We start from the raw sequence: 14364 nt of genomic DNA, 5'->3' as shown, positions 1-14364 counted from the left end.
AGGGAGAGGGAGAGGGAACAGGGAGAAGAGGGAAATCAGCTCTTGAGATGGAAGGCAATCGGCACGGTGACCGACATGGCAGTGGCTTCGCCGTTGCGCTTGCCGGGTACGAATCGCCAGCGGCGCACGGTGTCCAGCGCCGATTGGTCCAGCTCCGGATAGCCGCTGGACTTGCGCAGCGTCACGTCCTGGGCGTTGCCCTTGGCATCGACCATGACGCGCAGCAGGACGGTGCCGGTGTCGCCGTTGCGTTTGCTGGCGGGCGGGTAGGGTGGCTTGGGGTTCTGCAGATAGCTGGCGCGGGTGTTGGGCAGCACGACTTCGGCCGGGGTCGTGCTCTGGCTGTTGCTGTTGGCGGCGCTTTGGCTGGAGGTGTTGCCGGAGGTGGTTGGCGTGGCGCTTCCGGTAGCAGTGCTCTGGCCGGGCTGCGTTGGCGCAGGCGTTGCCGCTGTGGCTTTGCGCGGCAGCGGATCCGGTGTCGGCTGCCTGCTGATCGGTGTCGGGCTGGGAGTGGGTTGGGCTTGCGGCTTTGGCCGGGCGGCGGGGCGGGGCTCCGGTCGGGGCAGTGGCCGGATGGCCGCGGGTGTGGCCGCTGGTGGCGCGGCAGCTGCTGCCGGTTGCGGAGCAGCCTGCATCGGCGTCGGCGTCAGCAGCTGCACGGTCAGTGGCTGTGGCGCTTGCACCGGCTGCGGGCGCGTGGCGTTCAGGCTGGCGAGCAGGGCGACATGGCCGAGCAGGACAGCAGCGATGATGCCGGCGTCGCGCCAGGCCGGCGTGATGCGGGGGGAAGACAGGGTCAGGGTGCTCATGGGGCAGGATGGCGGTTCAGCGCTGTGTTACCAGCCAGGCGCACTGGGCCACCACGGCAAGCGACAGGATCAGACTCCAGATCATAGAAACAAGTCTCATTTCGTTTGTGATGAAGAATTATAAATGAAAATCATTATCGATTGATAAAGAGGCGGGAGGCATCGATCTGCGCGATCCGCGCACAGCCGCAAAGCAGCATGGCGGCCTCGAATTCATCGCGCAGCAGGCGCAGCACGTGGGCAACACCGCGGGCACCGGCATTGGCCAGGCCAAACACCTGTGGCCGTCCGAGCAGGGCGGCATCGGCTCCCAGTGCCAAGGCCTTGAACAGGTCGGTGCCGCGGCGGATACCGCCATCGACCAGCACGGGGTAATCGTTGCCAACGGCCTGGCGAACGCGCGGCAGCAGTGTGGCGCTGGCCGGCATGCTGTCCAGCGTGCGGCCGCCATGGTTGCTGACGATGAGGCCGGCCACCCCGAGTGCCTGCGCCTGACGCGCATCGTCCGGGTGCGTGATGCCCTTGAGCAGCAGCGGCAGTGTGGTCTGTTCCAGCAGCCAGCGCACATCGTCCCAGCCCGGTGCGCTGGCGGCCAGGCCCTGGCACAGGCCGGGGCCGGGTTGGTGCACGGACGGCGGCAGATGGGCCGGGTGGATTTCCGGCGGCAGTTGCAGCGGATGACGCCGTTCGGCATCGCGAATCCCCTGTACCGGGGCATCCACTGTCAGCACCAGCGCCTGGCAGCCGGCGGCTTCGGCGCGGCGCAGCAATGCCAGCGTGGCAGCGCAATCGGGCTGGAGGTAGAGCTGGAACCAGAGCGGCGGGGCCAGCGCCGGTTCGTGCTGCAGAATCGCCGCCACCTGTTCCACCGGCGTGTTCGACAGCGTGCTCAGCACCATGCCGGTCTGGCTGGCCTGGGCGGCAAAGGCGGTGCCGATTTCGCCATCGGGATGGGCCAGCCGCTGGTGCGCCACCGGAGCCAGCAGTAGCGGCCAGTCCAGGGTCCGGCCCAGCAGCCGTGTGCGTGTGTGGCTGTCCTGCATGTGCTGCAGCACACGCGGTGCCAGTTGCAGGGCAGACCAGGCCTGGCGATTCGCGGCATCGGTCAGGCCATCGGCGGCGGCTCCGGCAAAGAAGGCCAGCCGGTCGGCATCCAGCAGTTGTGCCGCATGGCGCTGGTGATCATCGAGCGAGACCAGGCCGGGCGGCAGCGGATCAAGGCGGGGCGGCTGCATCAGGTCTCCGCCCACAGGCGCAGCAGATTGTGATATGTGCCGGTCAGCTGCGTCGTCTCGGCCGATTCGCCATGCTGCTGGCGCAGGCTGGTCAGTGCCATGTCCAGCTCGTACAGCAGGCGGCGCTGTTCATTGCTGCGTACCAGGCTTTGCAGCCAGAAGAAGCAGCCGATGCGCTCGCCCTGCGTGACCGGCAGCACCTGATGCAGGCTGCTGGACGGGTAGAGCACGGCGCTGCCGGCTGCCAGCTTGATGCGCTGTTCGCCAAAAGTATCGGCGATCTGCAACTCGCCGCCGCTGTAGCTGTCGGGATCGTTCAGGAAAACGGTGCAGGAGAGGTCCGAGCGCACATGGCCTTCCGGGCCGCGCAGCACGGCGTTGTCGTAATGCGGGCCGTAGTATTCGCCCGGGCCGTGGCGGTTCACACGTGGCGGGAAAATCCGGTGCGGTAGCGCGGCGCTGAAAAACAGCGGGTGCTGTTGCAGCGCGCCCAGCACGATGGCGCGGATGCGCTGCGAGGCAGCGCTGTCGGAGGCCAGCTGCCGGTTGTGCTTGATGCTGCGTGCCATGTTGCCGGCGCTATGGCTGCCGTCGCGCCAGTCGGCATCGTGCAGCAGTTGGTGAATGGCGGAGAGTTGGCTGGCATCCAGCACGGAATCAAGGGTCAGCAGCATGGCAGAACAGGGGAAAAAACCGGCGGCTGCAGGCAGCGGCCGGTCAGGTGGTGGAGATCAGAACTGGTGCTTCAGCGTCAGCTGCACGCGACGCGGCTGGCCCGGGCCGTAAAAGCCGCGGTACAGGGTGTCGGCGTACAGCTCGTCGGTCAGGTTGCTGACGTTGAGCTTGAGCGCGGTGGCATCGCTAAAGCTGTACTCGGCCATGGCATCCCAGGTCACGAAGCTGTCGGCCTTGACGGCACGGCTGCCATCCGGATGCTGGCTGCTGCGGTAATTGGCACCGGCCCCCAGACGCAGTTTGGGCAGCACGCGGTAGGTGGTCCAGAGGCTGCCGCTGTGCTTCGGCGTCAGGCCGGGACGATCGCCCTCGACCTGGGCACCACCACCGTTGGCGGCCAGCACCTGGTTGCTCTTGTCAATCTTCGCGGTCGGGATCCAGGAGTGGTTCCAGAACACTTCCCACTTGGGCGTCAGACGGCCGGCGGCATTGAATTCCATGCCCAGGGCATGACGCTTGCCGGACAGCAGGTACTGGTCGGAGGCGCTATCCGGGTCCTGGTTGCGCTCGTTGTACTTTTCGGAGTAGAAGGCGGCGGCGCCCAGCGACAGGCGCTGGTCCAGCACATCCCACTTGCCGCCGATCTCGAAGTTGCGCGACTTTTCGGCCGGGGTGTTGGCTATCTTGCGATTGGCCTCCGACGTCGGGTTGGGGGCGAACTGGTAGGCATCGCCCGAGGTGTTGTACGAGGTGCCGTAAGACAGGTAGTAGGACGCCAGATCATGGGGCTGGTAGAGCAGGCCGAGGCGCGGACTCAGCAGGGTTTCGCTCTTGTCGAAGCTGTAGGCCGGGATGGCGTCGCCATTGGCGGCCGTACCCGCAGCCGTGTGGTAGCTGCCCTTGAAGTGGTCCAGGCGCAGTCCGGCCACGGCTTTCCAGTGATCGTTCAGCGCAATCGTGTCCTGCACATACACGCCGATATTCCTTGACGTGAAGGTGTTGAACACCGGTGCGCCGCGCTCGTCCGGGCGCCAGTCGCCATTGTTGGGCTGCCCCACGGTGCTTGTCAGGCCGCTGGGCGCACCGGCAAAGCTGTTGTTGCGCTTGGCGTCCTCGTGGTACAGGTCGATCCCGGCCAGCAGCTTGTGTTCGCGGCCGCCCCAGTGGAAGGTCTGGCTGTAATCGCTCTGGAGCTGTGTCACGTCGCTGATGCCGACACGGCCCTTGGGTGTGCGGGTGATGGTGGTATCGGGACCGAAATTGTCAATCGTGGTGGGTTGGCCCTTGGTGTCGCCCAGGCGGATCACGCTGGCCCACAGATCGCGTTCGTAGCGGCCATGGCGCAGCTGCGAAGCCAGTTCGCCGCCATCATCGAAGCGGTGCGTGTGCTGCAGCGTGCCATAGCTGGCCCGGCTGTTCAGCTTGTCGCTGTTGAGGCCATAAAAATTCTTGGCCTCCAGGGTCGGAATGATCTCGCCGCTGCGCGTGGCGGGATCGCTCAGGAACCACGGATGGCTGTAGCTCGAGCGGCCCCGGGTATCCAGGTGGTAGAGCCCGGCCGAGAACTCGTTCTGCGTGCCAATGCCCCAGCGGAAAGTCGGTGCCACGCCCCACTTGTCCTGCTTGGCGCCCCAGTTGTCGGCTTGCTGCGACATCAGATTCAGGCGGAAGGCGGAATCGTCGCCGGTCTGCCAGTTGAAATCGCCCTGCAGGCGCTTTTCATCGCCGCTGCCCACGGTGGCGCTGACTTCGTGCTGTGTCATCAGGAACGGCTGCTTGCTGGCCTGGTTGATCACGCCACCGGTCGAGCCCTTGCCGAACAGCATCGAGGCCGATCCCTTGATCACCTCGACGCGGTCCTCGTTGAAGGTGTCGCGCTCGTACAGGTTGCCGTCGCGTAGGCCGTCGCGGTAGATGTCACCGGCCGTGCCGAGCGAGAAGCCGCGCAGGCGCACATCCTCCTCGCCGGTTTCGCCGGCCAGGAAGGTCACGCCGGCCGTGGTGCGCAGCACCTCGCGGAAATCGTCCAGGTTGCGGTCGCTGATGAGCTTTTCCGTCATCACGGTGACGCTTTGCGGAATGTCGCGCAGCGCCTGATCGCCCTTGCCGATGCGGGTACGCGTGGCGCGCAGATCGACCTTGCTGGCGGGCGTGACCAGGGTGTCGGTCACTTCGACGGTCGGCAGAATGGTGTCGCCGTCATCCGGCACGGACTGTGCCAGCGCGGTGGCGCTGACCGATCCCATCAACAGGGCAGCACCCAGCGGCAGGATGCGGGAAGAGGAGGAGGGGGCCGCAGAAGGGAGTTCTGCAGCAGGACGTGCTTGTGCGGAAGATGTCATGGCCAGAAAAACAGAGGTGAAAACACATGCTGCTGGCTATGTCTGCATCAATCGTCCTGGAGGGTGCCAGAGGCGGGACAGATGGCAGTGTGGCTTGCAGGGAGAGCGCCGGAAAGCGCCCGGCGAGCCTGCATTGTACACAAATGATAATCGTTATCGATAACTTTGCTTGCGATTGTTGACGCGCTGCAACATCAGCTCCAGCGTTTCAGCAAGTCCAGCAACTGCTCCACGCGCGGCCCGTAAGGCGGATACAGCATGCGTGTTCCACTCCAGCGCGATTGCAGGAACACCGGCTTTTCGTGGCTGAAGCGGCGGAAACTCCAGACGCCGCGATAGGCGCCCTGGCCACTCGGACCGATGCCGCCAAAGGGCTGGTGCAACTGCGCCACCTGCCAGATGCAGTCGTTGATGCCGACACTGCCGGCGTGCGTTTCGCGCAGTACCTGCTGCTGCATCTGCCGGTCCTGGCCGAACCAGTACAGCGCCAGCGGACGGGGCTGCTGGCGCAACTGTTGCAGCACCTGTTCCGGCTGGTCGTATACCAGCACCGGCAGGATCGGGCCGAAGATTTCCTCCTGCATCAGGCGCAGCTCGGGTGAGGGTTCCAGCACCAGGCTCGGGCCGAGCAGGCGGCGCTGCATGTCGGTTTCGGCCAGTACCTCGATCTGGCAGCCGGCTTCGTGTGCTTGCTGCAACAGGCTGATCTGGCGCTGGAACTGGCGGGCGTTGATGATGGCGCAGTAGTCCGGATTGGCCGGCAGGCCGGGGTAGAGTTCCTGCACCGCCTGGCGGTAGTGCGAGACAAAGGCCGCCAGCTGCGAACGGTGTACCAGCACATGGTCCGGCGCGACACAGGTCTGGCCGGCATTCAGCAGCTTGCCGTGGGCGATGCGGCGTGCCGCCAGCGCCATGTCGGCCGACAGGTCGATCAGCGCCGGAGACTTGCCACCCAGTTCCAGTGTCACCGGCACCAGCTGGCGCGCAGCCACTTCGGCCACCTGGCGGCCCACGTGGGTCGAGCCGGTGAACATCAGGTGGTCAAACGGCAGGCCCGCAAAGGCGCGGCCGACATCGGCATCCCCGGTCACCACGGCCAGCTCGGCCGGGTCGAACAGGCGCGCCACCGCCTGTTGCAGCGCTTCGGCAAACAGCGGTGTCGATTCGGAGGGCTTGATCATCACCCGGTTGCCGGCGGCCAGAGCCCCCAGTGCAGGCGACAGCGCCAGCTGCAGCGGGTAGTTCCAGGGCGAGACAATGCCGACCACACCCAGCGGCTGCGGCAGCAGGCGGTTGCCGGCCGGCCAGAAGGCCCAGCCGGTGCGCACGCGCCGCATGCGCATCCAGCGCCCCAGCTGCCTGCGGGCGTGGCGCAGCTCCTGCTGCAGCACCAGCAGCTCGGCCATGCGCGTCTGCACCATGCTGCGCTGGCCAAAATCGGCGCAAATCGCCTCGGCCAGCGATTCGCCCTGCAGCTCCAGCAGACGCTGCAGCCGCGCCAGACGATCCTGGCGCTGTGCGTAGGAAGGGTAGGGTTGGACCAGCGCGGCATCGCGCTGCAACTGCAGCAGTTGCTGCAATTCGGCATCAATCGGGGGTGTGGACATCAGACCTCCAGCCAGCGACTGCCGTCCTCGGCAGTCGCCAGCATGATTTCGTCAAGCGCACGGCCCAGGCCGGCAGCCAGAGCGGCTGCCGCCAGTTCCGGGCGGTTGTTGCGTTCGCTCAGATGGGCCGCCAGCACATGACCCAGCCGGTCATGGTTGAGCAGGCGCGCCAGTTCTCCGGCGGCAGAATTGCTCAGGTGGCCATAGGCTCCTGCCACGCGCGCCTTCAGAAAGCGCGGGTAACCGGATGCTTCTAGCATAGCCGGATCGTGGTTGCTTTCCAGTAACAGCGCGTGACACTGTTGCAGCATCTGTACCACGTGGGCACTCGCGTGGCCGAGGTCGGTGACCAGGCCCATGCGGCGGTCGCCATCGGTGCAGACCAGTTGCAGCGGCTCGCGCACATCGTGCGGCACGGTAAACGGTTGCAGCTCCATCGCGCCGAAGTCGATCGGTTCCTCATCGCGTGCAAAGCGGATCAGCGCCGACAGCGATTCCGGCTGGCCGACGGCGGCATGGGTGCCGCGGCTCATCCAGACCGGAATGCGGTGCCGTGCGGCAAACACCGGCGCGCAGCCGATATGGTCGCGGTGTTCGTGCGTGATGAAAATGCCGTCGAGTTGTTCCGGCTCGATGCCGGCCTGCTGCAAGCGCACCGTCAGCTGGCGCGCTGACATGCCGCAGTCCACCAGCAGGCGGCTGACGGAGTGGCCTTCACGTGCTTCGATCAGGGTGGCGTTGCCGGCACTGCCGCTGCCCAGGCTCTTGAATCGGATGCTCATGGAATCGTGCCAGGCCAGCCTCCAAAAGCAAGCGCCCGCACAGAGGGCGGGCGTTGGCAGGAGACTGGCGGATCAGGCTCAGAACTGGCGCAGATCCTCGGCCAGCACGCGCAGGATCGGTGCGCTTTCGGCCTGGCTGACCGGCTGGCCGCCTTCGTTCAGCACACGCACCAGACTGCCCTGGGCTTGCGGCTGTACCTGCACCAGGTAGCGCACCGGCTTGGGCGCATCCTTGCTCTTGCCGAACAGGCGCGTCAGGATGCCGGGCTTGCTTTCACGCTCGGCGCTGGGCTGCACATAGCGCACCAGATAGCTGCCCGATTGCGGGTTGCTGCTTTCCACCGTGTAGCCGGTGCGGTCCAGCGCCAGACCCAGGCGGCGCCAGGCCTGCTCGGTACTGTCCTGCAGCAGCAGCGTACCGGCAGCGGTGTCATGCTGCACGGCCGCGCGCGCCTGCTGGCTGGCAGTCTGGGCAGCGGCACCCTGCTGGCGCACCACGGCATCGGCCTGGGCCTGCGGCACGCCCAGCGACACCATCAGGCGGCGCAACATTTCATTTTCGAGCTCGGGGCTGTTCGGACGCGAACGCCAGGTCGCCACTTCCTTCTCGCGGCCGGTCAGCACTTCTTCCATGCCACGGTGCGTGACGAAGATGTTGGTGCCACCGGAGGCATTGCTTTCGATGCGGGTGCGGTAGCGGTCCAGTTCGCCGGTGGAGTAGACCGAATCGAAGGCCTTGCCCAGCAGGCGGCGCACCGGATCCATCGGAATGTTGGCGCGGTTCTCGGCCCAGTCGGTCTCCATCACGCCCAGACGCGGGTCGTCGGTCGTCAGCGCGAAACCGTTGTTTTCCCAGAAGGCCTTGACCGGGTTCCACAGCTGCTGCGGCTTGCGCGGAACCACCAGCCAGCGCTGGTTGCCTTCGCGCCGGATCTGCACATCGCCGATCTGGTCGCTGGCGACATTCTGCACGGTGCCGCTGGTGGCCTCGGTGGCCGCGCGCTGGGCCTGGAAGGCTGCGGCGCTGGCATCGCCCGGCACGTTGTAGCGGGTATTGGTGTCCAGGCGCGTCAGGTCCGGCGGGATGGCGAGGTTGTTGCCGCGTTCGGCAGACTTGTAATCGATACCGCTGGCGCCACCACCAAACGGGGAGCAGGCAGCCAGCAGGCTGGCAGCCAGGGCGGTCAGCGTCAATTTGTGCAGATTCTTCACAGGGGAATGTCCTTGATGCGTGAGGGGATCGGTAATCAGAGCAGGCCGGAGGCCTTCAGCGCGGCTTCGACCACGGCGTGGTTGGCGCCGGACAGCGGGGTCATCGGCAGGCGCATGGTGCCGCCACACAGGCCGAGGCGCTCCATGGCCCACTTGACCGGAATCGGGTTGGCTTCCACGAACAGGTCGCGGTGCAGCGGCAGCAGGCGGTTCTGGATCTGCATGGCCGTGTTGCGATCGCCGGCAATGGCGGCCACGCACAGTTCGTGCATCAGGCGTGGCGCGACGTTGGCGGTGACGCTGATATTGCCCTGGCCGCCGCACAGCATCAGGGCCACGGCGGTCGGGTCGTCACCGGAATAGACGGCAAAGCCTTCGGGCACGTCGCGGATCAGCCATTGGGCCTTGGCGATGTCACCGGTGGCTTCCTTGATGCCGATGATGCCGGGGATCTGTGCCAGACGCAGCACGGTGGCGTTGTCCATGTTGGCCACGGAGCGGCCCGGCACGTTGTACAGCACCATCGGCAGGTCGCCCACGGCTTCGGCAATCGCCTGGAAGTGCAGGTACTGGCCTTCCTGTGTCGGCTTGTTGTAGTAGGGCACGACCTGCAGCTGGCTGTCGGCACCCACGCCCTTGGCGTAGCGGGCCAGCTCGATCGCCTCGGCGGTGGAGTTGGCACCGCAGCCGGCCATGACCGGCACGCGGCCGGCCGCCTGTTCCACGGCCACGCGGATGATCTCGCAATGCTCTTCGACATTGACGGTGGGGGATTCGCCCGTGGTACCTACCACGCCGATGCAGTCGGTGCCTTCGGCGATATGCCAGTCGATCAGCTTGCGCAGCGTGGCGTAGTCGACTTGTCCATCAGGCTGGAACGGGGTGACGAGGGCGACAATGCTTCCGGTGAGGGTGGTCATGCGGGACTCTTTTCAGGATCGGTACGAAACGGTGCGCGCAGCATGCATGCAGCGGCTGCCTCTGCTTCGGATTGTAATCTTGGGATAGTGCCACATTTTGCCGGCTTCGTGCAGCTCTTGCCGGCCGGCAAAGGTTACGGCAGGTTTCCGTGTGCGTCAGCTGCCGTCGGTTCAGGGGGCCAGCCCGAAGCAGCTCCAGATCAGGGCGTCCACGTTGAGCATGAACGCCGGCTGGGTGTAGAGCAGGAACACCAGCAGCAGTGCCAGGCCGGCCAGCAGCCAGGCACCGATGCGGAGCAGGGGGGATCGGTGTGTCATGGTTATCAGGATGCCATGACCCGGGTTGGTCGTGCAATGGCGGTTTCACGGATCGGCAGGTTGAGGGCGGCTGCCAGCAGGCCGAGCGCAATCGCCAGATACCAGACGATGTCGTAGCTGCCGGTCTGGTCATACAGCATGCCGCCGAGCCAGACGCCCAGGAAGGAGCCGATCTGGTGGCTGAAGAAGGCCACGCCGCCCAGCATGGACAGGTGTGCCACGCCAAAGACCTGTGCCACCAGCGCATTCGTCGGCGGTACCGTGGACAGCCAGAGGAAGCCCATTACGGCCGAGAAGATATAGACGCTGGCCGGGCTCAGCGGCACCAGCAGGAAAATGATGATCACCAGGGAGCGCGCCAGATAGATGAAGGCCAGGATGTACTTCTTGCTCATGCGCTGGCCCAGGCTGCCGGTCAGGTAGCTGCCGAACACGTTGAACAGGCCGATCAGCGCCAGCGAATAGCTCGCCACCTGTGGCGAAAAGCCGTAGTCGCGCAGGTAGCTCGGCATGTGCACGCCAATGAACACGACCTGAAAGCCGCAGACAAAGTAGCCGGTGATCAGCAGCAGAAAGCTCGGGTGGCCGAAGGCCTCGCGCAGGGCTTCGGCCACGCTCTGTTCGCGTTGGCGTGGTGCGCTGCCATGAAAGCCCGGCTCGCGCAGACCCCAGGCCAGCGGAACAATCAGCAGCGCCGCCATGCTGAGCCAGACCAGCGCCAGCTGCCAGCCGGCCGTGGCAATCAGCCAGCCCTCCACCGGTACCATCAGGAACTGGCCGAAGGAGCCGGCGGCAGCCGCCACGCCCATCGCCCAGGAGCGCTTCTCCACCGGGGCGTTGCGGCCGATCACGCCGTAGATCACGGCATAGGTGGTACCGGCCTGCGCCATGCCGATCAGGATGCCGCAGGTCAGCGCCAGCAGCAGCGGGGTACTGGAGTAGGCCATGCCCAACAGGCCCAGCGCATAGAGCAGGGCGCAGCCGACCAGCACCTTGAAGGCACCGTAGCGGTCTGCCAGCATGCCGGCAAAAATGCCACTGAAGCCCCAGGCCAGGTTCTGCACCGCCATGGCAAAGGAGAAGTGTTCGCGCGTCCAGTCATTGGCCTGGGTCATGGGCTGCAGCCACAGGCCAAAGCCGTGGCGCACACCCATCGACAGGGTCACGATCAGGGCACCGCACAGCAGGATCTGCCACAGGGGAAGCGGAGGATGGGCCGGATGGGACGAGGCAGTGCTGGACATGGGTGTAGGCCGACAGGAGACGGGATCGCGCACAGGGGTGCGCGGCAAGGTTTGCCGATGGTAGCAGCTTTGATGCGCCCCTGCAGAGGGTCGCATGACTGTAAAAATTCACAGGTATTGTCGGAGGAATCCTACTAAAATGAAATGATGGCCAGTACAGCATCCCCACTCCCTTCCTATTCAGAAGGCTCCATCCGTGTCCTCAAGGGACTGGAGCCGGTCAAGCAGCGTCCGGGCATGTACACCCGCACCGACAACCCGCTGCACATCGTGCAGGAAGTGATCGATAACGCTGCCGATGAGGCCCTGGCCGGCTTCGGCAAGAAGATCAAGGTGATCCAGCATGAAGACGGCTCGATCTCGGTCGAGGACGATGGCCGCGGCATCCCGTTCGGCATGCACCCCGAAGAAAACGCTCCGGTCATGGAACTGGTGTTCAGCCGGCTGCACGCTGGTGGCAAGTTCGACAAGGGGCAGGGCGGGGCCTACAGTTTTTCCGGCGGCCTGCACGGTGTCGGTGTCAGCGTCACCAATGCGCTGTCCAGCCGGCTCGAGGTCAGCAGCTATCGCGACGGCCAGGTTGCGCGCATGGTGTTCTCGCATGGCGAGGTGATCGAGCCGCTGCAACTGCGTGCCGCCGCCAGTGGCGACCGCCGCCAGGGCAGCACGGTGCGCGTCTGGCCCGAGTCGCGCTACTTCGAAAGCGCCCAGCTGCCGCAGTCCGACCTGATTCACCTGCTGCGCAGCAAGGCGGTGCTGATGGCCGGCGTTTCGGTCAGCCTCTACAACGAGAAAACGCGCGACACCCTCGGCTGGCAGTTCAAGGGCGGCCTGGCCGACTACCTGTCGCAGACGCTCACCGCCGATCCGCTGATTCCGCTGTTCCACGGCGAGCAGTACGCCGAAGATGGCTCCGAGCAGTTCGCCGAGGGCGAGGGCGTGGCCTGGTGCGTGGCCTTCACCGAAGAAGGCAGTCCGGTGCGCGAGAGCTATGTCAACCTGATTCCCACCCATTCCGGCGGTACCCACGACAGCGGCCTGCGCGACGGCCTGTTCCAGGCCATCAAGAGTTTTGTCGAACTGCATGCGCTGCTGCCCAAGGGGGTCAAGCTGATGCCCGAAGACGTGTTCGCGCGCGCCAGCTACGTGCTCAGTGCCAAGGTGCTGGATCCGCAGTTCCAGGGCCAGATCAAGGAAAAACTCAATTCGCGTGATGCGCTCAAGCTGGTGTCCGGCTTTGTGCGTCCGGCCTTCGAGCTGTGGCTGCACGAGCACCTGGAAGACGGCAGGAAACTGGCCGAGCTGGTGATCCGCGCCGCGCAAAGCCGCCAGCGCGCCGGCCAGAAGGTCGAAAAGCGCAAGGGCAGCGGTGTGGCGGTGCTGCCCGGCAAGCTGACCGATTGCGAGAGCCGCGACCTCGGTCTCAACGAGGTGTTCCTGGTCGAGGGCGACAGCGCCGGTGGCAGTGCCAAGATGGGCCGCGACAAGGAAACCCAGGCGGTACTGCCCTTGCGCGGCAAGGTGCTCAACACCTGGGAAGTGGATCGCGACCGCCTGTTTGCCAATACCGAAATCCACGATATCTCCGTGGCCATCGGGGTCGATCCGCATGGCCCCGGTGACCAGCCGGACCTGTCCGGCCTGCGCTACGGCAAGATCTGCATCCTGAGCGATGCCGATGTGGACGGCTCGCACATCCAGGTGCTGCTGCTGACGCTGTTCTTCCGCCATTTCCCGGCGCTGATCGATGCCGGCCATGTCCATATCGCGCAGCCGCCGCTGTTCCGGGTCGATGCTCCGGCGCGCGGCAAGAAGCCGGCCTCCAAGCACTACGCGCTGGACGAAGCCGAAATGCAGTCCATCCTGGAGAAGCTGCGCAAGGATGGCGTGGCCGACAGCAGGATCAGTATCAGCCGCTTCAAGGGCCTGGGCGAGATGTCGGCCGAGCAGCTGTGGGAAACGACCCTGAATCCCGATACGCGCCGGCTGTTACAGGTACATCTGGGAACCTGGGGGCTGGAACAGACTCAACAGCTGATGGGCAAGCTGATGGGCAAGGGCGAAGCCGCCGCCCGTCGCGAGCTGATGGAACTGCACGGCTCCGCCTTCGCACTCGAACTGGATATCTGACATGAAAGCTTTTCTTCGACCCTGGCTGCTGGCGACCCTGATCGGAGCCGGCCTGCCGCTGGTGGCACAGGCCGATGTCTGGGGTTATGTGGATGACCAGGGCATGACGCATTTTGCCGAGTCCCAGCTGGACAGCCGCTACAAGCTCTACTTCAAGAACGAAAACTTCGATTTTGACCCGCGCAAGTCGGCATTGGCGCAAAAGCAGCAGCGCCGGCCTGGTCCGGCCGGCAGCGGTCTGACATTCAACCCGTCAGCCGATGCGGCTGCCGGCAACAAGGCCATCCGTCTGGTATCGCAGATCAACCGCTCCCGCTCCTACAGTCAGGTCAGCCGCCATATCCAGCGCGAGGCCAGCCGCAACGGCCTGGACTACAACCTGGTCAAGGCGGTGATTGCGGCCGAATCCGGCTTCAACGCCGGAGCCGTCTCCCCGGTGGGTGCGGTCGGCCTGATGCAGATCATGCCGACGACCGCCATGGACCTCGGCCTGCGTGCCGATGCCCAGTATTCGGTCGAGGACAAGCTGACCGATCCGGCGCTGAACATCCGTCTGGGTGCGCGCTACCTCAAGTTCCTGGTCAACAAGTATCCGGGCCGGCTGGACCTGGCGGTGGCGGCCTATAACGCAGGCCACGGAGCCGTCTCCCGCGCCGGCAACCAGATTCCGCGTTACCGTGAAACGCAGAACTACGTGCGTACCGTGATGGCGCTGTATGACACGCTCAGCCCCGGTCGCGGCAGCCAGCCGGCCGCTGCCCGCGCCATGCCGCTGGGCAAGGCCCAGGCCGGCGCGGGTCGGGTCAGCATGAGCATCCCGGCCAGTGCCAGGGTGGCAACGCCCAAGGCCGCTGCCGAGCCGGCGGTGGTGCAGCGCCTGCGTGACCAGAACCGGATGACCGTGTTGCTGGAGCCGCCGACCGGCACATCCCCCAGCGCGCTCGATACCGTCTCCACCAAGATCGCCGAAGCCGACCGTGAAGCCACGCGTCTGGGCAGCGATGTGGTGGTGCAGCCGGCATCACTGGCGCAACCCTGATCTCCTGATTCCTGCAGCCTGCGCGCTGCGGTCTTCCCCTGGGTGGGCAGG

Annotated in this window: 12 protein-coding genes; 2 read left to right on the top strand and 10 right to left on the bottom strand. The window is 65.6% G+C overall.

Features of this window, described 5'->3' with window-relative positions:
• Window positions 1–35: 35 nt before the first annotated feature.
• The 10 genes from C513_RS14660 to C513_RS0101740 form a co-directional block, all read right to left on the bottom strand.
• A complete protein-coding gene (locus C513_RS14660) occupies window positions 36–809 on the bottom strand; it encodes an energy transducer TonB (protein WP_018714312.1) in 774 nt (257 codons plus the stop codon).
• 134 nt (window positions 810–943) lie between these two features.
• Window positions 944–2044 (bottom strand): alpha-hydroxy acid oxidase, encoded by a 1101-nt coding sequence (locus C513_RS0101780; RefSeq protein ID WP_018714311.1) that lies wholly within the window; start codon window positions 2042–2044, stop codon window positions 944–946.
• The gene (locus C513_RS0101775; RefSeq protein WP_018714310.1) at window positions 2044–2718 is read right to left on the bottom strand and encodes a Fe2+-dependent dioxygenase; all 675 of its coding nucleotides are present in this window, start codon (window positions 2716–2718) and stop codon (window positions 2044–2046) included. Before C513_RS0101775 ends, C513_RS0101780 begins: the two co-directional genes overlap by 1 nt.
• A gap of 57 nt (window positions 2719–2775) precedes the next feature.
• Window positions 2776–5061 (bottom strand): TonB-dependent receptor, encoded by a 2286-nt coding sequence (locus tag C513_RS0101770; protein ID WP_156816003.1) that lies wholly within the window; start codon window positions 5059–5061, stop codon window positions 2776–2778.
• A 194-nt stretch (window positions 5062–5255) separates the two neighbouring features.
• A complete protein-coding gene (locus tag C513_RS0101765) occupies window positions 5256–6668 on the bottom strand; it encodes a coniferyl aldehyde dehydrogenase (protein ID WP_018714308.1) in 1413 nt (470 codons plus the stop codon).
• Entirely contained in the window at window positions 6668–7450 is a 783-nt protein-coding gene (locus C513_RS0101760; RefSeq protein WP_018714307.1) for an MBL fold metallo-hydrolase, read from the bottom strand. Before C513_RS0101760 ends, C513_RS0101765 begins: the two co-directional genes overlap by 1 nt.
• Window positions 7451–7528: 78 nt before the next feature.
• Complete coding sequence (gene bamC, locus C513_RS0101755) at window positions 7529–8662, bottom strand: outer membrane protein assembly factor BamC (RefSeq protein WP_018714306.1); 1134 nt, start codon at window positions 8660–8662, stop codon at window positions 7529–7531.
• Between the two features lie 35 nt (window positions 8663–8697).
• Window positions 8698–9582 (bottom strand): 4-hydroxy-tetrahydrodipicolinate synthase, encoded by an 885-nt coding sequence (dapA, locus tag C513_RS0101750; protein WP_018714305.1) that lies wholly within the window; start codon window positions 9580–9582, stop codon window positions 8698–8700.
• Window positions 9583–9753: 171 nt separating this feature from the next.
• Window positions 9754–9900: a hypothetical protein gene (locus tag C513_RS14390; RefSeq protein ID WP_018714304.1), complete on the bottom strand. Its 147-nt coding sequence runs from the start codon at window positions 9898–9900 to the stop codon at window positions 9754–9756.
• A gap of 5 nt (window positions 9901–9905) precedes the next feature.
• Window positions 9906–11144: an MFS transporter gene (locus C513_RS0101740; RefSeq protein ID WP_018714303.1), complete on the bottom strand. Its 1239-nt coding sequence runs from the start codon at window positions 11142–11144 to the stop codon at window positions 9906–9908.
• Between the two features lie 147 nt (window positions 11145–11291).
• On the opposite strand from C513_RS0101740, the gene C513_RS0101735 reads away from it, so the two are divergent.
• Entirely contained in the window at window positions 11292–13274 is a 1983-nt protein-coding gene (locus C513_RS0101735; protein WP_156816012.1) for a DNA topoisomerase IV subunit B, read from the top strand.
• Between the two features lies 1 nt (window position 13275).
• The gene (locus tag C513_RS12430) at window positions 13276–14313 is read left to right on the top strand and encodes a lytic transglycosylase domain-containing protein (protein WP_018714301.1); all 1038 of its coding nucleotides are present in this window, start codon (window positions 13276–13278) and stop codon (window positions 14311–14313) included.
• Window positions 14314–14364: the final 51 nt, after the last annotated feature.

The organism is Allobrachymonas chironomi DSM 19884, from assembly GCF_000374625.1.
Classification (GTDB): Bacteria; Pseudomonadota; Gammaproteobacteria; order Burkholderiales; family Burkholderiaceae_C; genus Brachymonas; species Brachymonas chironomi.
Note: the sequence above shows the minus strand (reverse complement) of the source record. Positions and strands in the feature narration are given on the sequence as shown.

Bases quoted from the DNA above. Each gene is read 5' to 3' on its own strand.
- dapA (WP_018714305.1), bottom strand. From the start codon at position 9,582: ATGACCACCCTCACCGGAAGCATTGTCGCCCTCGTCACCCCGTTCCAG.
- C513_RS12430 (WP_018714301.1), top strand. From the start codon at position 13,276: ATGAAAGCTTTTCTTCGACCCTGGCTGCTGGCGACCCTGATCGGAGCC.
- C513_RS0101735 (WP_156816012.1), top strand. From the start codon at position 11,292: ATGGCCAGTACAGCATCCCCACTCCCTTCCTATTCAGAAGGCTCCATC.
- C513_RS14390 (WP_018714304.1), bottom strand. From the start codon at position 9,900: ATGACACACCGATCCCCCCTGCTCCGCATCGGTGCCTGGCTGCTGGCC.
- C513_RS0101740 (WP_018714303.1), bottom strand. From the start codon at position 11,144: ATGTCCAGCACTGCCTCGTCCCATCCGGCCCATCCTCCGCTTCCCCTG.
- C513_RS0101780 (WP_018714311.1), bottom strand. From the start codon at position 2,044: ATGCAGCCGCCCCGCCTTGATCCGCTGCCGCCCGGCCTGGTCTCGCTC.
- C513_RS0101770 (WP_156816003.1), bottom strand. From the start codon at position 5,061: ATGACATCTTCCGCACAAGCACGTCCTGCTGCAGAACTCCCTTCTGCG.
- C513_RS14660 (WP_018714312.1), bottom strand. From the start codon at position 809: ATGAGCACCCTGACCCTGTCTTCCCCCCGCATCACGCCGGCCTGGCGC.
- C513_RS0101765 (WP_018714308.1), bottom strand. From the start codon at position 6,668: ATGTCCACACCCCCGATTGATGCCGAATTGCAGCAACTGCTGCAGTTG.
- C513_RS0101760 (WP_018714307.1), bottom strand. From the start codon at position 7,450: ATGAGCATCCGATTCAAGAGCCTGGGCAGCGGCAGTGCCGGCAACGCC.
- C513_RS0101775 (WP_018714310.1), bottom strand. From the start codon at position 2,718: ATGCTGCTGACCCTTGATTCCGTGCTGGATGCCAGCCAACTCTCCGCC.